At 72.2% G+C, this 20,418-nt stretch carries 16 protein-coding genes and 1 tRNA gene; 13 read left to right on the top strand and 4 right to left on the bottom strand.

Annotated features, from left to right (window positions below; translation table 11 throughout):
* The coding region (locus GTR00_RS02035; protein WP_323132143.1) for a UDP-N-acetylmuramate dehydrogenase at window positions 1–1,100 on the top strand (1,100 nt) is incomplete at its 5' end.
* On the opposite strand, the gene GTR00_RS02040 is transcribed toward GTR00_RS02035, so the two are convergent.
* The 4 genes from GTR00_RS02040 to GTR00_RS02055 all read right to left on the bottom strand — a co-directional run bounded on the left by GTR00_RS02040 (window position 1,066) and on the right by GTR00_RS02055 (window position 4,800).
* Window positions 1,066–1,458: a GntR family transcriptional regulator gene (locus GTR00_RS02040; RefSeq protein ID WP_166609992.1), complete on the bottom strand. Its 393-nt coding sequence runs from the start codon at window positions 1,456–1,458 to the stop codon at window positions 1,066–1,068. The genes GTR00_RS02035 and GTR00_RS02040 overlap by 35 nt on opposite strands.
* Complete coding sequence (locus GTR00_RS02045) at window positions 1,455–2,372, bottom strand: hypothetical protein (protein ID WP_166609993.1); 918 nt, start codon at window positions 2,370–2,372, stop codon at window positions 1,455–1,457. The genes GTR00_RS02040 and GTR00_RS02045 overlap by 4 nt, the downstream gene beginning before the upstream one ends.
* Before the next feature lie 40 nt (window positions 2,373–2,412).
* Complete coding sequence (locus GTR00_RS02050; RefSeq protein WP_166609994.1) at window positions 2,413–3,474, bottom strand: adenosine deaminase; 1,062 nt, start codon at window positions 3,472–3,474, stop codon at window positions 2,413–2,415.
* 102 nt (window positions 3,475–3,576) lie between these two features.
* Window positions 3,577–4,800 carry a pyridoxal phosphate-dependent aminotransferase gene (locus tag GTR00_RS02055; protein WP_166609995.1) on the bottom strand — a complete coding sequence of 408 codons (1,224 nt, stop codon included), beginning with the start codon at window positions 4,798–4,800 and terminating at the stop codon, window positions 3,577–3,579.
* A 126-nt stretch (window positions 4,801–4,926) separates the two neighbouring features.
* Here GTR00_RS02055 and GTR00_RS02060 point away from each other — a divergent pair.
* From GTR00_RS02060 to fusA, 12 genes are all read left to right on the top strand, one after another.
* Window positions 4,927–4,999, top strand: a tRNA-Trp gene (locus GTR00_RS02060).
* Between the two features lie 101 nt (window positions 5,000–5,100).
* On the top strand, window positions 5,101–5,328 hold the full coding sequence (gene secE, locus GTR00_RS02065; protein ID WP_166609996.1) for a preprotein translocase subunit SecE: 228 nt from the start codon (window positions 5,101–5,103) through the stop codon (window positions 5,326–5,328).
* A 209-nt stretch (window positions 5,329–5,537) separates the two neighbouring features.
* Complete coding sequence (gene nusG / locus GTR00_RS02070) at window positions 5,538–6,365, top strand: transcription termination/antitermination protein NusG (protein ID WP_407659575.1); 828 nt, start codon at window positions 5,538–5,540, stop codon at window positions 6,363–6,365.
* Between the two features lie 163 nt (window positions 6,366–6,528).
* A complete protein-coding gene (gene rplK / locus GTR00_RS02075) occupies window positions 6,529–6,960 on the top strand; it encodes a 50S ribosomal protein L11 (RefSeq protein ID WP_166609998.1) in 432 nt (143 codons plus the stop codon).
* Window positions 6,961–7,061: 101 nt separating this feature from the next.
* The gene (gene rplA / locus GTR00_RS02080; RefSeq protein ID WP_166609999.1) at window positions 7,062–7,778 is read left to right on the top strand and encodes a 50S ribosomal protein L1; all 717 of its coding nucleotides are present in this window, start codon (window positions 7,062–7,064) and stop codon (window positions 7,776–7,778) included.
* A 336-nt stretch (window positions 7,779–8,114) separates the two neighbouring features.
* Window positions 8,115–8,687, top strand: coding sequence for a 50S ribosomal protein L10 (gene rplJ, locus GTR00_RS02085; protein ID WP_166610000.1), 573 nt, complete (start codon window positions 8,115–8,117; stop codon window positions 8,685–8,687).
* A 73-nt stretch (window positions 8,688–8,760) separates the two neighbouring features.
* Window positions 8,761–9,147 (top strand): 50S ribosomal protein L7/L12, encoded by a 387-nt coding sequence (gene rplL / locus GTR00_RS02090; protein ID WP_166610001.1) that lies wholly within the window; start codon window positions 8,761–8,763, stop codon window positions 9,145–9,147.
* 394 nt (window positions 9,148–9,541) lie between these two features.
* Window positions 9,542–13,027 carry a DNA-directed RNA polymerase subunit beta gene (gene rpoB / locus GTR00_RS02095; RefSeq protein WP_166610002.1) on the top strand — a complete coding sequence of 1,162 codons (3,486 nt, stop codon included), beginning with the start codon at window positions 9,542–9,544 and terminating at the stop codon, window positions 13,025–13,027.
* Between the two features lie 106 nt (window positions 13,028–13,133).
* Complete coding sequence (locus GTR00_RS02100; protein ID WP_166610003.1) at window positions 13,134–17,015, top strand: DNA-directed RNA polymerase subunit beta'; 3,882 nt, start codon at window positions 13,134–13,136, stop codon at window positions 17,013–17,015.
* Window positions 17,016–17,335: 320 nt separating this feature from the next.
* A complete protein-coding gene (rpsL, locus tag GTR00_RS02105; protein WP_012084987.1) occupies window positions 17,336–17,710 on the top strand; it encodes a 30S ribosomal protein S12 in 375 nt (124 codons plus the stop codon).
* Window positions 17,710–18,180 carry a 30S ribosomal protein S7 gene (gene rpsG / locus GTR00_RS02110; protein ID WP_166610004.1) on the top strand — a complete coding sequence of 157 codons (471 nt, stop codon included), beginning with the start codon at window positions 17,710–17,712 and terminating at the stop codon, window positions 18,178–18,180. Before rpsL ends, rpsG begins: the two co-directional genes overlap by 1 nt.
* A gap of 56 nt (window positions 18,181–18,236) precedes the next feature.
* Window positions 18,237–20,339, top strand: coding sequence for an elongation factor G (gene fusA, locus GTR00_RS02115; RefSeq protein WP_166610005.1), 2,103 nt, complete (start codon window positions 18,237–18,239; stop codon window positions 20,337–20,339).
* Window positions 20,340–20,418: the final 79 nt, after the last annotated feature.

Genomic DNA, 20,418 nt, shown 5'->3' on the forward strand with positions numbered 1-20,418 from the left:
CGCCCCCCGGTGCGCCCGACGGCCCGCTCCTCGCGCCGCTGACCTCGCTGCACGTGGGCGGCCCGGCCCGCCGGGTCGTCGAAGCGCGCACCGAGGCCGAGCTCGTCGAGGCCGTGCGCACCGCCGACGCCGCCGGCGAGCCGCTGCTGCTCGTCGGCGGCGGCTCCAACCTCCTCGTCGCCGACGCCGGCTTCGACGGCACCGTCGTGCGCGTCGCCACCTCCGGGGTGCGCCTGGGCTCGGAGGACGCCTGCGGCGGGGCGGTGGTCACCGCCGCGGCGGGGGAGCGCTGGGACGCGCTCGTCGCGCGCGCCGTCGCGCACGGCTGGTCCGGGGTGGAGGCGCTGTCCGGCATCCCCGGCACCGTGGGCGCCACCCCCGTGCAGAACGTCGGCGCCTACGGCCAGGACGTCTCGCAGACCGTCGCCGCCGTGCGCACCTGGGACCGCGTGGCGGACCGCCAGCGCACCTTCGCCGCCGCCGACCTGCGCTTCGGGTACCGCACCTCCCGGCTGAAGACCGAGCGGGTGGCGCTGGCGGGGGAGCACCCCGAGAGCCGCTACGTCGTGCTCGAGGTGACCTTCCAGCTGCCCCTGGACGACCGCTCCGCCCCGCTCGGGTACGCCGAGCTGGCCCGCCGCCTCGGCGTGCCGGTGGGTGCGCGCGTGCCGATGGGCGAGGTGCGCGCCGCGGTGCTGGCGCTGCGCGAGGGCAAGGGCATGGTGTGGGACGAGGCCCACCTGGACGACCGCGACACCTGGAGCGCCGGGTCGTTCTTCACCAACCCGGTGCTCACCGCGGCCGAGGCCGCCGCGCTGCCGGAGGGCGCGCCGCGCTACCCGGCGGGCACCGGCGCCGACGGCCAGGCGCTGGTGAAGACCAGCGCCGCCTGGCTCATCGAGCACGCCGGCTTCGGCAAGGGGTACGGCGCCCCCGGGCCGGCGACGCTGTCCACCAAGCACGCCCTGGCGATCACCAACCGCGGCTCGGCGCGCGCGGAGGACCTGCTGTCGCTGGCCCGCGAGGTCGCCGCGGGGGTCCGCGAGCGCTTCGGGGTGCGCATCGTCAACGAGCCGGTGCTCGTCGGCTGCTCGCTCTGAGCAGCGCGTCGCGCACCAGGTCCAGCACCTCCTCACCCGCCAGCCCGGCCTGCAGGGCCCGCTCCACGTACCCCTCCGCCGCCCAGCGCACCTCCTCGGCCACCGGCGCGGCGGAGGCGGTGACGACGGTGCCGGTGCGCCGGCGGGAGACCACCAGCCCGGCCAGCTCCAGCTCCCGGTAGGCGCGCTGCACGGTGCCCAGCGCCAGACCGAGGTCCGCGGCCAGCGCCCGCGCCGCCGGCAGCCGGTCGCCGCTGCGCAGCGCCCCCGTGGTGACGAGGGTGGCCACCTGCCGGCGCAGCTGCTCGTACGCGGGCACCGGGGAGGCGGTGTCGACGAGGACGCGCAGCCCGCTCACGCGGCACCGGCCGTCGCGCGGTGCCGCCGCAGGCCGCGGGCGGGCCGGAACAGCACGGCGAGGGCGACAGGGACCAGCAGCGGGCCCGTCCACAGCGCCGCGTCCGCCGCCACCCGCCAGCCGAGCGCGGGCTCGGAGGTGCGCCGGACGCCCTCGGCCACCTGGTACGTGCCGCCGAGCTGCCCGCTGACGCCGGCGGCGAAGAGCAGGCCCGCCAGGGTCAGCACGGCGGCGGCGGTCGAGGTGCGCAGCACGCGGTGCGCCGCCACCCGGCGCAGCGCCTCGTCGGTGCCCTCGTCCGCTCCGGGCACCGCGGGACGAGCGGGCACCCGGTGCAGCACGGCGGCGGTCAGCACCGCCACCGCGAGCCCCGCGGCGGCCACGGGAGCGGTCAGGGCGGCGCCGGGGAAGGTCGCGGCGCTCCAGACCGCCACGCCGTCGGGGGACCTCCACTCCACGGAACGCCCGTCCGGGGCGCCGAGCGCGCTGCCGAGCGCGCACACCGCGGCGAGCAGCAGCCCTGCGGCGAGCGCACCGCCGAGCAGGCCCCCCGGTGCTCCGTCGCGCACGGAGCGCACCAGCAGCCGGGCGCTGCGCACCCGGGCGGTGGGCCGCGGCCACGTCGCCTCGGCGGTCAGGGCGACGGCGGCGTAGGCGGCCGCGGCTGCGAGGGGGGACACCGCCACGAGGCGCTCGTCGTGCGCCCAGCGGGCGCCGGCCACGCAGGCGGCGGCGGTGCCCAGGGCGGTGGCCGCGGCGAGCACGGTCCACGCGTCCCCCCGGCGGCGGGCGCCGGCGGCGGGGGCGGTGAGCTCCGCGGCGGGCACGCGGTGGTGCACCGCCAGCGCCGTCGCGACCGCGACCAGCACCAGGCTCAGCAGCAGCGGGACCCCGAGGGCGAGACCGGCGAACACGGCGACCTCCACGACCGATTGACTCGACTCATTGAGTCAATCACGTCGCGGCGGCTCCCGTCAGCCCCTCCGCGGCCTCCGGCGAGGTCGCCAGCCAGTCGTCCACCCCCGCGTGCAGGGCCCGGCGGGTGGCCCGCGGGGCGCGCGAGGCGCTGATCGAGGCCTTCGCCAGCCCCGCCAGCGCGGCGTCGTCCAGGCCGTGGTCCTCGCGGGCGCTGCGGTACTGCGCCACCAGCCGCGGGCCGAAGAGCAGCGGGTCGTCCGCGCCCAGCGCCACGGCGGCCCCGCCGGCCAGCAGCGCGCGCAGCGGCACCGCCGCCAGGTCGCCGTACACGCCCAGCGAGACGTTGCTCGCCGGGCACACCTCCAGCGCCACGCCCGCGTCCACCACCCGGCGCAGCAGCTCGGGGTCCTCCGCGCAGCGCACCCCGTGCCCGAGGCGGTCCGGGTGCAGCACCGCCAGCGTCTCGCGCACGTGCGCCGGGCCCAGCAGCTCCCCGGAGTGCGGCACCGACGCCAGCCCGGCGCGCCGGGCGATCGCGAAGGCCCCGGCGAAGTCTGCCGTGCTGCCGCGCCGCTCGTCGTTGGACAGCCCGAAGCCGACGACCGTGCCCGGCCCCTCCCCGGCGTACCGGGCGGCCAGCCGGGCCAGGGCGCGCGCGTCCAGCGGGTGCCGCACGCGGCTGGCGGCCACCACGACCGCCACGGCGGTGCCCGTCAGGGCCGTGGCCTCCCGCGCGGCGTCCAGCACGACCTCCAGCGCCGGGGTGGTGCCGCCCACGTGCACGGCGTAGGAGGTGGGGTCGACCTGCAGCTCCAGCCAGCGCGAGCCCTCCGCGGCGTCGTCGGCGGCGGCCTCCAGCACCACGCGCCGCATGTCCTCGGCGGTGCGCACGCAGGCGCGCGCGGCGTCGTACAGGCGCTGGAAGCGGAACCAGCCGCGCGCGTCCGGCGAGACGGAGACCACCTGCTGCCCCGACAGCGCCGCGGGCAGGCGCACCCCGTGCTGCTGCGCCAGCTCCAGCAGGGTGGAGGGGCGCATCGACCCGGTGAAGTGCAGGTGCAGGTGGGCCTTGGGCAGCGTCTGCAGCGGGCGCGTCACGACGAGCGAGTCTGCCCGCGCCGGCCCCTGCGCCGCGCGCCGGGCGCGTCGCGCGCGCCGGCGGCCCGGTGCGGGGGGGCGCCCCCGCCGCACCGGGCCCGCTCACTCGACCTCGGCCAGCAGGCGCTGCACGCGCCCCACGCCCTCCTCGAGGTCGGCGTCGGCCAGCGCGTAGGACAGGCGCAGGTAGCCGCTGGGCCCGAACGCCTCGCCCGGCACCACGGCGACCTCGGCCTCGGCCAGGATCAGCTCGGCCAGGTGCGCGGAGGAGGTGATCGGCGTGCCGCGCAGCGTCCTGCCGATGAGCTCCTCGACGGAGGGGTAGGCGTAGAAGGCCCCCTCGGGCAGCGGGCAGCGCACCCCCTCGATCGCGGAGAGCATCTCGGTCATGCGCCGGCGGCGGCGGTCGAAGGCCTCGCGCATGCTCGCCACGGCGCTCAGGTCGCCGGTCAGCGCGGCGAGCGCGGCGCGCTGGGAGACGTTGGCGACGTTGGAGGTCAGGTGCGACTGCAGGTTGGCCACGCCCTTGACGACGTCGGCGGGGCCGAGGAGCCAGCCCACCCGCCAGCCGGTCATCGCGTAGGTCTTGGCGACGCCGTTGAGCACCACGCAGCGCTCGGCCAGCTCGGGGACCTCCACCGGCATCGACGCCGCGCGCCGGCCGTCGTAGACGAGGTGCTCGTAGATCTCGTCGGTGACCACCCACAGGCCGTGCCGGTCGGCCCAGCGCCCGATCTCGCGGACCTCCTCGGGGGTGTAGACCGCGCCGGTGGGGTTGGAGGGGGAGTTGAACAGCAGCACCTTGGTGCGCGGGGTGCGCGCGGCCTCCAGCTGCTCGACGGTGACCTTGTAGCCCTGCTCGATGCCGGCGAAGACCTCCACGGGCACGCCGCCGGCGAGCCGGGCGGCCTCGGGGTAGGTGGTCCAGTAGGGGGCGGGCAGCAGCAGCTCGTCGCCCGGGTCCAGCAGCGCGGCGAAGGTCTCGTAGACGGCCTGCTTGCCGCCGTTGGTGACGAGCACCTGGGAGGGCTGCACCTCGTGGCCGGAGTCGCGCAGCGTCTTGGCCGCGATCGCCTCGCGCAGCACCGGCAGCCCGCCGGCGGGGGTGTAGCGGTGGTTGGCCGGGTCGGTGCAGGCGGCCGCGGCGGCCCGGACGACCGCCTCGGGGGTGGGGAAGTCCGGTTCGCCGGCGCCGAAGCCGATCACGGGGCGGCCGGCGACCTTGAGCGCCTTGGCCTTGGCGTCCACGGCCAGGGTCGCGGACTCGGCGATGCCGGCGACGCGGGCGGACACTCGGGTGCGGGTGGGGGCGCTCGGGGCGGACACGGGCCCATCCTGGCACCCCGCCGTGCGGGGCGGTTCGACTCCGCGCCGTGTTCTCGCCTACAGTGCTCCGTGGCGGGCCCGTCCCGCCGAGGTGGAGCGCGCCCCCCGGGGTGCGCCGAACCGCTCAGGGCAGTGGCGCAATTGGTAGCGCACCGGTCTCCAAAACCGGCGGTTGTGGGTTCGAGTCCCTCCTGCCCTGCGAGCACCACCCGCGTTCCCCCGGGGACGCGCCCGCCGTTGCGCGCGCAGCGGCCAGCACCAGGCGAGTCGAGCACCGGAGTCGGTGGGGAGCAGGTCGACGTGAGCGAGACGAAGGCCGCGGACCGTGCGGCGGCCAAGCGCCGCGGCGGAGTGCTGCTCTTCCTGCGCCAGGTGGTCGAGGAGCTGCGCAAGGTCGTCTGGCCCACCCGCCGGGACCTGCTGAGCTACACGGGCGTCGTCCTGGTCTTCGTCGTGGTGATGATGCTCTTGGTGTCCGTCCTGGACTACGGCATCGGCAAGCTCGTCCTGCTGGTGTTCGGGTCCTGACGGACGGCGGCGCACCGCCGCGGTGCGCGGAGTCCCCAACCCGAAGGAAGCAGGTCAGCACCGTGTCGCAGCAGTGGGGTCCCGACGACACCCCGGAGGGCGAGGAGCCGTTCGCCGCGGAGCGCGACGAGGTGTTCAGCGCAGCGGAGGAGCCCTCGCCCGTGCCCGTGGGCGAGTACGAGGACGAGCGCCTCGAGGCCGACGCCTCCCTGACCGGCTACGACGCCGAGGACGTGCGCGCCGACGCCGAGGCCGACGACGAGGCGCGCGAGGAGCAGGCCGCCGACACCCCGGACCTGCCGCTGCCCGACGCCGTGGGCGCCCCCGAGGGCGAGGAGGCGGGCGACCTGAGCGCCGCCGGCCCGATCGACGGCGACCCGGTGGGCCTGGCCGACGAGGCCGACCAGGCCGACGTGGACGTCGACGAGGCCGAGGAGTTCCGCAAGAAGCTGCGGCGCATGCCCGGCGAGTGGTTCGTCATCCACAGCTACGCCGGCTACGAGAACCGCGTGAAGACCAACCTCGAGACCCGCATGACCAGCCTCAACATGGAGGACTACATCTTCCAGGTCGAGGTGCCCATGGAGGAGGTCGTCGAGGTCAAGAACGGCCAGCGCAAGAACGTGCGCCGGGTGCGCATCCCCGGCTACGTGCTGGTCCGCATGGACCTCACCGACGAGTCGTGGGGCGCGGTGCGCCACACCCCGGGCGTGACCGGCTTCGTGGGCAACACCCACCAGCCCGTGCCGCTGTCGACCGACGAGGTCTTCTCGATGCTGGCCCCGACGCTGCAGCAGAAGCCCAAGGGCGCCGCCGCCGGGGGCGCCGCGGCCGGGGGCGGCAGCGCCGCCGCCGCCCCCCGGGTCGTGGACTTCGAGGTCGGGGAGTCCGTCACGGTCATGGAGGGCCCCTTCGAGACCCTGCCCGCGACCATCTCGGAGATCTCCGCGGACCGCCAGAAGCTCACCGTGCTGGTCTCGATCTTCGGGCGCGAGACGCCCGTGGAGCTGAACTTCAACCAGGTCGCCAAGATCTGACGGCGTCCCGCCCCGAGCGAGCCCCCGGCCCCCGCGGCCGGGGGCTCGCTCGCCGTGCGCCCCGCCCGCGCGCCTGCGCGTAAGATGGACGACGGCCTCAACCCGTCGTCGCCCGATCCGCGGGCACCGATACGGCCACCCCCAGCCTGAGAAGGGATCGCGCATGCCCCCCAAGAAGAAGGTCGCCGGCCTCATCAAGCTCCAGATCAAGGCCGGTCAGGCCACGCCGGCCCCGCCGATCGGCCCCGCGCTCGGTCAGCACGGCGTGAACATCATGGAGTTCTGCAAGGCCTACAACGCCCAGACCGAGGCGCAGCGCGGCAACGTGATCCCGGTGGAGATCACGGTCTACGAGGACCGCTCCTTCACCTTCGTCACCAAGACCCCGCCGGCCGCGGAGCTCATCAAGAAGGCCGCGGGCGTGGACAAGGGCTCGGGCGAGCCGCACGCCAAGAAGGTCGCGAACCTCACGCAGGCCCAGGTGCGCGAGATCGCCGAGCAGAAGCTGCAGGACCTCAACGCCAAGGACGTCGACATGGCGGCCCGCATCATCGCCGGCACCGCCCGGTCGATGGGCATCACCGTCTCCGACTGACGAGACCCCCGCGGCCGGCCCGACCGGGCCGGCCGCACCGCAGTGGCAGGGCCGCGCGCGGCCCGTCGACCACGACCCTCACCCGACCCAGAGGAGCAGCAGTGAAGCGCAGCAAGGCCTACCGCGCCGCCGTCGAGAAGATCGACGCGGACACCCTGTACGCCCCGCTCGAGGCCGTGAAGCTGGCCCGCGAGACGTCCACCACCAAGTACGACGCGACCGTCGAGGTGGCCTTCCGCCTGGGCGTCGACCCGCGCAAGGCCGACCAGATGGTCCGCGGCACCGTGAACCTGCCGCACGGCACCGGCAAGACCGCCCGCGTGCTGGTGTTCGCCGTGGGCGAGCGCGCCGCGCAGGCCGAGGCCGCCGGCGCCGACATCGTCGGCGGCGACGAGCTGATCGACGAGGTCGCCAAGGGCCGCCTGGACTTCGACGCCGCCGTGGCGACCCCCGACCTCATGGGCAAGGTCGGCCGCCTGGGCAAGGTGCTGGGCCCGCGCGGCCTGATGCCGAACCCGAAGACCGGCACGGTGACCATGGACGTCGCGAAGGCCGTCACCGAGATCAAGGGCGGCAAGATCGAGTTCCGCACCGACAAGCACGCCAACCTGCACTTCGTCATCGGCAAGGCGTCCTTCGACGACACCCAGCTCGTCGAGAACTACGCCGCCGCCCTGGACGAGGTGCTGCGGCTGAAGCCGTCGTCCTCCAAGGGCCGCTACCTGAAGAAGGCGACGATCACCACGACGATGGGCCCGGGCATCCCCGTGGACCCGGCGCTGACCCGCGGCCTGACCGAGGAGCCCGTCTCCGCCTGAGGCGAGCCCGCCGCGCCGAGCGCGCGACCGTCCACGGGGGCGGGGCCCTGCGGGGCCCCGCCCCCGTGGCGTGCCGGGCCGGCGGTGGCCACGCAGCGTGGTCGGCAGCACCCCGGCGCGGCGTGTAGGATCGAGGGGTACCGAAGACCGCCGGTCGTCGCCCGCTCCGCACGGAGGGGGTGGCAGAAGGTCCCGACCACGGGCGACCAGCGCAGGTGCGAGAGCTCCTTCCAGGTCCTCCCGAGGTCCCGGTCCGACGCCCCCGCGCTCCTGCGCCGGGGCGTTTCGTGCGTCTGGGCCCCGACCGGCCCCCGAGACGAGGAAGGGAGGGCACGCATGGCGAAGGCGGAGAAGGTCGCTGCCGTGAAGGAGATCACGGCGCTGTTCCAGGACTCCAACGCTGCGGTGCTCACCGAGTACCGGGGGTTGACCGTGTCGCAGCTCACCGAGCTGCGCCGTTCGCTGGGTCCTGACACGACCTACGCGGTCCTGAAGAACACGCTCGCCAGCATCGCGGCGAAGGAGGCCGGTGTCACGGCCTTCGAGGGCCAGCTGTCCGGCCCGTCCGCGATCGCCTTCATCGCCGGTGACCCGGTGGAGGCTGCCAAGGGCCTGCGTGACTTCGCCAGGACCAACCCCCAGCTGATCGTCAAGAGCGGTGTGCTCGAAGGCCGCGCGATCAGCGCCGCGGACGTCACCGCCCTGGCCGACCTGGAGTCCCGCGAGGTGCTCCTGGCCAAGGTCGCGGGCGTCCTCAAGGCGTCCCAGGCCAAGGCCGCGGCCCTGTTCCAGGCGCCGCTGTCGAAGACCGTCCGCACCGTGGAAGCGCTGCGGGAGAAGCAGGCTGCGGGCGCCCCCGCAGACGCTGCGCCGGCCGAGGCCCCCGCGGCCGAGGCCGTGGACGCCTGAGCGTCCCGCACCGCACCGCACCGCCTCCCGCAGTGAACCGCGGGATCCCCCACCACTAGGAAGGACCGCCACCATGGCGAAGCTCAGCACCGACGAGCTGCTCGACGCGTTCAAGGAGCTCACCCTCATCGAGCTCTCCGACTTCGTGAAGAAGTTCGAGGAGACCTTCGACGTCACCGCCGCCGCCCCCGTGGCCGTGGCCGCCGCCGGCGGCGCCCCGGGCGCCCCGGCCGAGGCCGCCGAGGAGCAGTCCGAGTTCGACGTCATCCTCGAGTCCGCCGGCGACAAGAAGATCGGCGTCATCAAGGAGGTCCGCGCGCTGACCTCCCTCGGCCTCAAGGAGGCCAAGGACCTCGTCGACGGCGCCCCCAAGCCCGTCCTCGAGAAGGTCGCCAAGGACGCTGCCGAGAAGGCCAAGGCGCAGCTCGAGGGCGCCGGCGCCACCGTCACCCTCAAGTGACCCCCTCCCGGGCCTGAGAGGGCCCGGGACGCCGCCGCGAGGGGCGGCCGGACACCCGTCCGGCCGCCCCTCCGTGCTTCCCCCCGGCGCCCGCCGCACGGCCCCGGCGCGACACGCCGTCCCCAGGTCCGGCGGATCGCCTTGACGCGGGGGCGGCGGGGGACCATCCTCGTCAGCGGTTGTCATCACGTTCCGCCCGGCGCGACACGGTCGTCGCCCGGTCCGAGCGCCGGCGTCGACTGCGCCCCGTGCAGGGGCTGGACAGTCGCGCCTTCACGGGGTACCTTGCTGTTTTGCGCTGCCTTCAGTCATATGGCCGGTCGTCGACCAGTGGGACGACCGAGCGGGGCAGGTCAGCGCGTGTCACGTTCGCAGGCCCGTGGAAGGACCCCTCTTGGCCGCCTCGCGCACAGCGTCCGCACCAGGCAACAGCTCTGCTCTGACCGTCTCCGGACGGTACTCCTTCGGCAAGATCCGCGAGCCCCTGGAGGTCCCCGACCTCCTGGCGCTGCAGACCGACAGCTTCGACTGGCTGCTCGGCAACAAGCGCTGGCAGGACCGCGTCGCCGCCTCCCGCGAGGGCGGCCTGGACGTGCCGATGACCTCGGGCCTGGAGGAGATCTTCGAGGAGATCTCCCCGATCGAGGACTTCTCCGGCTCCATGTCGCTGTCGTTCCGCGACCACCGCTTCGAGCCGCCCAAGTACTCCCTGGACGAGTGCAAGGAGCGCGACCTCACCTACGCGGCCCCGCTCTTCGTCACCGCCGAGTTCATCAACGGCAACACCGGCGAGATCAAGAGCCAGACGGTCTTCATGGGCGACTTCCCGCTCATGACCGACCGCGGCACCTTCGTGATCAACGGCACCGAGCGCGTCGTCGTCTCGCAGCTGGTCCGCTCCCCGGGCGTGTACTTCGAGCGCGTGCCGGACAAGACCTCCGACCGCGACACCTGGAGCGCGAAGGTCATCCCCTCGCGCGGCGCCTGGCTCGAGTTCGAGATCGACAAGCGCGACACCGTCGGCGTGCGCATCGACCGCAAGCGCAAGCAGTCGGTCACCGTCCTGCTCAAGGCCCTGGGCTGGAGCGAGTCGCAGATCCGCGAGGAGTTCGCGGACTACGAGCCCATGATCGCCACGCTGGAGAAGGACCACACCTCCGGCGTCGAGGACGCGCTGCTGGACATCTACCGCAAGCTGCGCCCGGGCGAGCCGCCCACGCAGGAGGCCGCGCGCAACCTGCTGGACAACCTGTACTTCAACCCCAAGCGCTACGACCTGGCCAAGGTCGGCCGCTACAAGGTCAACAAGAAGCTGGGCATGGAGGAGCCGCTGACCAGCAGCGTCCTCTCCGTCGACGACATCGTGCGCACCATCAAGTACCTGGTGAAGCTGCACGCCGGCGAGACCGCGATGCCGGGCGTGCGCAACGGCCAGCAGGTCGACGTGCGCGTCGAGGTGGACGACATCGACCACTTCGGCAACCGCCGCCTGCGCAGCGTCGGCGAGCTCATCCAGAACCAGGTCCGCACCGGCCTGTCCCGGATGGAGCGCGTCGTGCGCGAGCGCATGACGACCCAGGACGTCGAGGCCATCACGCCGCAGACGCTGATCAACATCCGCCCCGTCGTGGCCTCCATCAAGGAGTTCTTCGGGACGAGCCAGCTGTCGCAGTTCATGGACCAGACCAACCCGCTGGCGGGCCTGACCCACAAGCGCCGCCTGTCGGCGCTGGGCCCCGGCGGTCTGGCGCGCGACCGCGCCGGCATGGAGGTCCGCGACGTCCACCCCTCGCACTACGGCCGCATGTGCCCGATCGAGACCCCCGAGGGCCCGAACATCGGCCTGATCGGCTCGCTGTCCTCCTACGGGCGCATCAACCCCTTCGGCTTCATCGAGACGCCGTACCGCAAGATCGTCGACGGCGTCGTCTCGGACGAGGTCGAGTACCTCACCGCGGACGAGGAGGACGCCTTCGTCATCGCGCAGGCCAACGCCCCGCTGAACGCGGACGGCACCTTCGCCGAGGCCCGCGTGCTCGTGCGCGCCCGCGGCGGCGAGACCGAGTTCGTCCCGCGCGACGAGGTCGACTTCATGGACGTCGCGGCCCGGCAGATGGTCTCCGTCGCCACCGCGATGATCCCCTTCCTCGAGCACGACGACGCCAACCGCGCGCTCATGGGCGCCAACATGCAGCGCCAGGCGGTGCCGCTGGTCAAGACCGAGGCGCCGCTGGTGGGCACCGGCATGGAGTTCCGCGCCGCGGTCGACGCCGGTGACGTCATCGTCGCCGAGAAGGCCGGCGTGGCCACCGAGGTCTCCGCGGACCTGGTGACCGTCAGCAACGACGACGGGACCACGACCACCTACCGGGTGGCCAAGTTCCGCCGCTCCAACCACGGCACCGCCTACAACCAGCGCGTGGTCATCGGCGAGGGCGACCGCGTCGAGGTCGGCACCGTGCTGGCCGACGGCCCGTCCACCGACGGCGGCGAGATGGCGCTGGGGCGCAACCTGCTCGTGGCGTTCATGCCGTGGGAGGGCCACAACTACGAGGACGCGATCATCCTGTCGCAGCGCCTCGTGCAGGACGACGTCCTGTCCTCGATCCACATCGAGGAGCACGAGGTCGACGCCCGCGACACCAAGCTGGGGCCGGAGGAGATCACCCGCGACATCCCCAACGTCGCGGAGGACGTCCTGGCCGACCTGGACGAGCGCGGCATCATCCGCATCGGCGCCGAGGTGCGCGACGGCGACCTGCTCGTCGGCAAGGTCACGCCCAAGGGCGAGACCGAGCTGACCCCCGAGGAGCGCCTGCTGCGCGCGATCTTCGGCGAGAAGGCGCGCGAGGTGCGCGACACCTCGCTGAAGGTGCCCCACGGCGAGACCGGCACGGTCATCGGCGTGAAGGTCTTCGACCGCGAGGAGGGCGACGAGCTGCCCCCGGGCGTGAACCAGCTGGTGCGCGTCTACGTCGCCAACAAGCGCAAGATCACCGACGGCGACAAGCTCGCCGGCCGCCACGGCAACAAGGGCGTCATCTCCAAGATCCTGCCCGTGGAGGACATGCCGTTCCTCGAGGACGGCACCCCGGTGGACGTCATCCTCAACCCGCTCGGCGTGCCGAGCCGGATGAACGTCGGCCAGGTCCTGGAGCTGCACCTGGGCTGGATCGCCTCGCGCGGCTGGCAGATCGAGGGCGCCCCGGACTGGGCCGAGCTGATCCCCGAGGAGATCCGCGAGGCGCCGGCCGGCTCCCGCATCGCCTCGCCCGTCTTCGACGGTGCGCGCGAGCAGGAGATCACCGGTCTGCTGGCCTCCACGCTGCCCACCCGCGACGGCGACCGCCTCGTGCAGGGCGACGGCAAGGCGCGGCTGTTCGACGGCCGCTCCGGGGAGCCGTTCCCGGACCCGGTGGCGGTCGGCTACATGTACATCCTGAAGCTGCACCACCTGGTGGACGACAAGATCCACGCCCGCTCGACCGGCCCCTACTCCATGATCACCCAGCAGCCGCTCGGTGGTAAGGCGCAGTTCGGCGGGCAGCGCTTCGGCGAGATGGAGGTCTGGGCCCTGGAGGCGTACGGCGCGGCCTACGCCCTGCAGGAGCTGCTGACCATCAAGTCCGACGACGTCCTGGGCCGCGTGAAGGTCTACGAGGCGATCGTCAAGGGCGAGAACATCCCCGAGCCGGGCATCCCCGAGTCCTTCAAGGTGCTCATCAAGGAGATGCAGTCGCTCTGCCTGAACGTGGAGGTCCTGTCCTCCGACGGCATGGCCATCGAGATGCGCGACAGCGACGAGGACGTCTTCCGGGCGGCCGAGGAGCTGGGCATCGACCTGGCTCGGCGCGAGCCGAGCAGCGTCGAAGAGGTCTGACGGGTGCGGGCCGGGGGAGCGCCCCCGGCCCGCCGCCGCCGGCCAACGGGGCCCGTGAGCCCCACGGATGAGTCAGACCTCAAGACACGACAGAAAGAAGATCACGTTGCTCGACGTCAACTTCTTCGACGAGCTGCGCATCGGGCTGGCCACGGCGGACGACATCCGCACGTGGTCGCACGGTGAGGTCAAGAAGCCGGAGACCATCAACTACCGCACCCTGAAGCCGGAGAAGGACGGGCTCTTCTGCGAGAAGATCTTCGGTCCCACCCGGGACTGGGAGTGCTACTGCGGCAAGTACAAGCGCGTGCGCTTCAAGGGCATCATCTGCGAGCGCTGCGGCGTGGAGGTCACCCGCGCCAAGGTGCGCCGTGAGCGGATGGGCCACATCGAGCTGGCCGCGCCGGTCACGCACATCTGGTACTTCAAGGGCGTCCCGAGCCGCCTGGGCTACCTGCTGGACCTGGCGCCCAAGGACCTCGAGAAGGTCATCTACTTCGCCGCCTACATGATCACGTGGGTCGACGAGGAGGGCCGCCAGCGCGACCACTCCTCGCTCGAGGCGCAGATCGAGGTCGAGAAGCGCGAGGTGGAGAACCGCCGCGACGCCGACGTAGACGCCCGCGCCAAGACGCTCGAGCAGGACCTGGCCGAGCTCGAGGCCGAGGGCGCCAAGTCCGACGTGCGCCGAAAGGTGCGCGAGTCGGCCGAGCGCGAGATGGCGCAGATCCGCCGTCGCGCCGACGCCGAGATCGACCGCCTGACCGCGGTGTGGGACCGCTTCCGCAACCTCAAGGTCCAGGACCTCGAGGGCGACGAGGTGCTCTACCGCGCCATGCGCGAGCGCTTCGGCATGTACTTCGAGGGCGGCATGGGCGCGGCGGCGCTGCAGAAGCGCCTGCAGAGCTTCGACCTGGACGCCGAGGCCGAGTCCCTGCGCGAGACGATCGCCACGGGCAAGGGCCAGCGCAAGACCCGCGCCCTCAAGCGCCTGAAGGTCGTCTCCGCCTTCCTGACCACGCGCAACTCGCCCGAGGGCATGGTCCTGGACTGCGTGCCGGTCATCCCGCCGGACCTGCGCCCGATGGTGCAGCTGGACGGCGGCCGCTTCGCGACCTCCGACCTGAACGACCTCTACCGCCGGGTGATCAACCGCAACAACCGGCTCAAGCGCCTCCTCGACCTCGGCGCGCCCGAGATCATCGTCAACAACGAGAAGCGCATGCTGCAGGAGGCCGTCGACGCCCTCTTCGACAACGGCCGCCGCGGCCGGCCGGTGACGGGCCCGGGCAACCGCCCGCTGAAGTCGCTGTCCGACATGCTCAAGGGCAAGCAGGGCCGGTTCCGCCAGAACCTGCTCGGCAAGCGCGTGGACTACTCGGGCCGCTCGGTCATCGTGGTCGGCCCGCAGCTGAAGCTGCACCAGTGCGGCCTGCCCAAGCAGATGGCGCTGGAGCTCTTCAAGCCCTTCGTCATGAAGCGGCTCGTCGACCTCAGCCACGCGCAGAACATCAAGTCGGCCAAGCGCATGGTCGAGCGCGCCCGCCCGGTGGTCTGGGACGTCCTGTCCGAGGTCATCACCGAGCACCCGGTGCTGCTCAACCGCGCGCCCACGCTGCACCGCCTGGGCATCCAGGCCTTCGAGCCGCAGCTGGTCGAGGGCAAGGCCATCCAGATCCACCCGCTCGTGTGCACCGCCTTCAACGCGGACTTCGACGGCGACCAGATGGCCGTGCACGTGCCGCTGAGCGCGGAGGCGCAGGCCGAGGCCCGCATCCTCATGCTCTCGTCCAACAACATCCTCAAGCCGGCGGACGGCCGTCCGGTGACCATGCCCACCCAGGACATGATCATCGGCATCTACCACCTGACCGCCGACCGGGACGACGTGGACGGCGTGGGCCGGCAGTTCTCCTCGCTCGCCGAGGCGATCATGGCCTTCGACGCGCGCCAGCTGCACCTGAACGCCAAGGTGCGCATCCGCCTGTCGGGCGTCGTGCCCACCGCGGCCATGCAGCTGCCCGAGGGCTGGCAGCAGGGCGAGGACCTGGTGGTCGAGACCACCCTGGGCCGCGCGCTGCTCAACGAGGCCCTGCCGGTGGACTACGAGTACGTCAACGCGGTCGTGGACAAGAAGCGCCTGTCGGCGATCGTCAACGACCTCGCCGAGCGCTACCCGAAGGTCCAGGTCGCGGCGACCCTGGACGCCCTGAAGGCGGCCGGCTTCCACTGGGCCACCCGCTCGGGCACCACCGTGTCCATCGCCGACGTCGTGGCCCCGCCGAACAAGCAGGCCATCCTCGAGACCTACGAGGCCAAGGCCGAGAAGGTCCAGCAGCAGTACGAGCGCGGTCTGATCACCGACGACGAGCGCCGCCAGGAGCTCATCGAGATCTGGACCCAGGCCACGAACGACGTCGCCAAGGACCTCGAGCAGGCGATGCCGACGCACAACACGATCCACCGCATGGTGAGCTCGGGTGCGCGAGGCAACTGGATGCAGATGCGTCAGCTCGCCGGCATGCGCGGCCTGATGGCGAACCCGAAGGGCGAGATCATCCCCCGCCCGGTCAAGGCCTCGTTCCGCGAGGGCCTGACCGTGGGTGAGTTCTTCATCACCACGCACGGCGCCCGCAAGGGTCTGGCGGACACCGCGCTGCGCACCGCCGACTCCGGCTACCTCACCCGCCGCCTCGTCGACGTCTCCCAGGACGTCATCGTGCGCGAGGACGACTGCGGCACCAGCCGCGGCCTGGAGATGCCGATCGCCGAGCGCAACGCGGACGGCTCGCTGCGCCGCCACGACGACGTCGAGACGAGCGTCTACGCCCGCACGCTGGCCACCGACGTGGTGGCCGACGGCGAGGTGGCGCTGGCCGCCGGCGCCGACCTCGGCGACGTGGTCATCGACGAGCTGGTCCGCCGCGGGGTGGAGTCGGTCAAGGTCCGCTCGGTGCTCACCTGCGAGTCCCGGGTCGGCACCTGCGCCCGCTGCTACGGCCGTTCGCTGGCCTCCGGCAAGCTCGTCGACATCGGCGAGGCCGTCGGCATCGTCGCGGCCCAGTCGATCGGCGAGCCGGGCACGCAGCTGACGATGCGCACCTTCCACACCGGTGGTGCCGCGTCGGAGTCCGGCGACATCACGCACGGCCTGCCGCGCGTGGTCGAGCTCTTCGAGGCCCGCACCCCCAAGGGCAACGCCCCGATCACCGAGGCGCCCGGCCGGGTCCGCGTGGAGGAGACCGACAAGGGCCGCTCCATCGTCGTCACGCCCGACGACGGCTCGGAGGAGGTCGCCTACCCGGTCACCCGCCGCCAGCGCCTGCTGGTGGAGGACGGCCAGCACGTCGAGGTCGGGCAGAAGCTCGTCCAGGGCGCGGTCGACCCCAAGCAGATCCTGCGCATCCTCGGCCCGCGCCGGGTGCAGATGCACCTGGTCGACGAGGTGCAGGAGGTCTACCGCTCCCAGGGCGTGTCGATCCACGACAAGCACATCGAGGTCATCGTCCGCCAGATGCTCAAGCGGGTGACGATCATCGAGCAGAACGGCTCCGAGCTGCTGCCCGGCGAGCTGGTCGAGCGCGCGCGCTTCGAGGAGGAGAACCGCCGGGTCATGGCGGAGGGCGGGCAGCCGGCCTCCGGCCGCCCGGAGCTGATGGGCATCACGAAGGCGTCGCTCGCGACGGACTCGTGGCTGTCCGCGGCCTCCTTCCAGGAGACGACGCGCGTGCTGACCAACGCCGCCATGGAGGGCAAGAGCGACCCGCTCCTGGGCCTCAAGGAGAACGTCATCATCGGCAAGCTCATCCCGGCCGGCACGGGGCTGCCCCGCTACCGCAACATCCGGGTGGAGCCGACCGAGGAGGCCAAGGCGCAGATGTACTCGGTGCCCGGCTACGACGAGGTCGACTACGCGCAGTTCGGCGTGGGCTCCGGCCAGGCCGTGCCGCTGGAGGAGTTCGACTACGGCAGCAGCGACTACCGCTGACGCCACCGGCCCCGCCCCGTCCCCGCGCCACCCGGCGCGGGGACGGGGCGGGGCCTCGCGGGGCGCCGCCCACCGGCGGCTCCCCGCTGTCCGACCGTGCCCGGGGGGCTCGTTTTGACCCCCTCATTTGCGGCGGGTAGGCTCGTGTGCGCTTGACACGAGCGTGCCCGCGATCAGGTGACAGGACGTCACCGGCTCGGGCCCTCGACCGAACGACACGCCCGACCTCGTGGGTCGGCGGGGAGTCGAGCGCCGGCTCACGACGAGCGGCGCGTCCCGAGCAGCAGAGCCGACGAACGAGATCGACAGACGGAGACAGGGTGCCCACCATCCAGCAGCTGGTCCGCAAGGGCCGGGAGGACAAGGTCGTCAAGACCAAGACGCCCGCCCTGAAGGGCAGCCCGCAGCGCCGCGGCGTGTGCACGCGCGTGTACACGACCACCCCCAAGAAGCCGAACTCCGCGCTGCGCAAGGTCGCGCGCGTGAAGCTCACCAGCGGCATCGAGGTGACCGCGTACATCCCCGGCGTGGGGCACAACCTCCAGGAGCACTCCATGGTCCTGGTGCGCGGCGGCCGGGTGAAGGACCTCCCCGGCGTCCGCTACAAGATCGTCCGCGGTTCCCTGGACACGCAGGGCGTGAAGAACCGCAAGCAGGCGCGCAGCCGCTACGGCGCGAAGAAGGAGAAGAGCTGATGCCGCGCAAGGGCCCCGCCCCCAAGCGTCCCCTCGTGGTGGACCCCGTCTACCAGTCCCCGCTGGTGACGCAGCTCGTCAACAAGATCCTCCTGGACGGCAAGAAGTCCGTCGCGGAGTCGATCGTCTACGGCGCCCTCGAGGGCGCCCGCGGCAAGACGGGCACCGACCCGGTCGTCGTGCTCAAGCGCGCCCTGGACAACGTCAAGCCGGCCCTCGAGGTCCGCTCCCGCCGCGTCGGCGGCTCGACCTACCAGGTGCCGATCGAGGTGCGCCCGAGCCGCTCGACCACGCTGGCCCTGCGCTGGCTGGTCGGCTACGCCCGCCAGCGCCGCGAGAAGACGATGACCGAGCGCCTGCTCAACGAGATCCTCGACGCCTCGAACGGCCTCGGCGCCGCGGTGAAGCGCCGTGAGGACACCCACAAGATGGCCGAGTCGAACCGGGCCTTCGCGCACTACCGCTGGTGATCCCAGCGGTACCTCGCCGACTCACCCCCTCGATCCCAGGGAAGAGGCAGTAAACCGTGGCACAGGACGTGCTGACGGACCTGACCAAGGTCCGCAACATCGGCATCATGGCCCACATCGACGCCGGCAAGACCACGACGACCGAGCGGATCCTCTTCTACACGGGGATCAACTACAAGATCGGCGAGGTCCACGACGGCGCGGCGACGATGGACTGGATGGAGCAGGAGCAGGAGCGGGGGATCACCATCACCTCCGCCGCCACCACCTGCTTCTGGGAGGGCAACCAGATCAACATCATCGACACGCCCGGCCACGTCGACTTCACGGTCGAGGTCGAGCGGTCGCTGCGCGTCCTCGACGGTGCGGTCGCCGTCTTCGACGGCAAGGAGGGCGTCGAGCCCCAGTCCGAGACGGTGTGGCGGCAGGCGGACAAGTACGACGTCCCCCGCATCTGCTTCGTCAACAAGATGGACAAGCTCGGCGCGGACTTCTTCTTCACCGTGCGCACCATCGTCGAGCGCCTGGGCGCCGAGCCGCTGGTGATGCAGCTGCCCATCGGCGCGGAGAACTCCTTCTCCGGCGTCGTGGACCTGGTCCAGATGCGCGCCCTGACCTGGAGCGGCGACGCCCAGAAGGGCGAGGACTACCAGGTCGAGGAGATCCCGGCCGACCTGCAGGCGCAGGCCGAGGAGTACCGCCAGAAGCTCGTCGAGCGCGTCGCCGAGACCGACGAGACCCTGCTGGAGAAGTACCTCGGCGGCGAGGACCTGACGGTCGAGGAGATCAAGGCCGCCGTCCGCAAGCTGACGGTCGCCTCCGAGGTCTACCCGGTCTTCTGCGGCTCCGCGTTCAAGAACAAGGGCGTGCAGCCCATGCTCGACGCGGTCATCGACTACCTGCCCTCGCCCCTCGACGTGAAGCCGATGGTCGGGCACAAGGTCGGCGACGAGTCGGTGGAGATCATCCGCCACTCCGACGCCGAGGAGCCCTTCTCCGGGCTGGCCTTCAAGGTCGCCGCGCACCCGTTCTTCGGGAAGCTGACCTACGTCCGCGTGTACTCCGGGCGCATCGCCGCCGGCTCGCAGGTCGTCAACTCGACCAAGGGCAAGAAGGAGCGCATCGGGAAGCTCTTCCAGATGCACTCCAACAAGGAGAACCCGGTCGACGAGGCTCGTGCGGGCCACATCTACGCGATGATCGGCCTCAAGGAGACGACCACCGGCGACACCCTGTCCGACCCGCAGCAGCCGGTCGTGCTGGAGTCGATGACCTTCCCCGAGCCGGTCATCTCGGTGGCCATCGAGCCCAAGACCAAGGGCGACCAGGAGAAGCTGGGCACCGCGATCCAGCGCCTGGCCGAGGAGGACCCGACCTTCCAGGTCGAGCTGGACCAGGAGACCGGCCAGACGATCATCAAGGGGATGGGCGAGCTCCACCTCGACATCCTCGTCGACCGCATGAAGCGCGAGTTCAAGGTCGAGGCGAACGTCGGCAAGCCGCAGGTCGCCTACCGCGAGACCATCCGCCGCGCGGTCGAGAAGATGGACTACACCCACAAGAAGCAGACGGGTGGGTCCGGCCAGTACGCCAAGGTCCAGGTCACCATCGAGCCGCTGGACACCTCCGACGGGGAGTTCTACGAGTTCGAGAACAAGGTCACCGGTGGCCGCGTCCCGCGCGAGTACATCCCCTCCGTGGACGCCGGCATCCAGGACGCCATGCAGCTCGGTGTCGTGGCGGGCTACCCGCTCGTCGGCATCAAGGCCAGCCTGCTCGACGGTGCCGCGCACGACGTCGACTCCTCGGAGATGGCGTTCAAGATCGCGGGCTCGATGGTCCTCAAGGAGGCCGTCAAGCGCGCCGACCCGGTGCTGCTCGAGCCCGTCATGGCCGTCGAGGTGCGCACGCCCGCCGACTACATGGGCGACGTCATCGGCGACCTGAACTCCCGCCGTGGGCAGATCGAGTCCATGGAGGACGTCAGCGGTGCGAAGGTCGTCAAGGCGACCGTCCCGCTGTCGGAGATGTTCGGCTACGTCGGCGACCTGCGGTCCAAGACCCAGGGTCGCGCGGTCTACACGATGCAGTTCTCCAACTACGCCGAGGTTCCCCGGAACGTCGCCGAGGAGATCGTGAAGAAGGTCCGCGGGGAGTAGGCGCCCCGGGAGCCGGCGGGAGGTCCACACCTCCCGCCGGCACCACGCCGGTCACCAGCAGGCCGGCCACCCACCCACC

This window comes from Kineococcus indalonis (genome assembly GCF_009906395.1).
GTDB lineage: Bacteria > Actinomycetota > Actinomycetes > Actinomycetales > Kineococcaceae > Kineococcus > Kineococcus indalonis.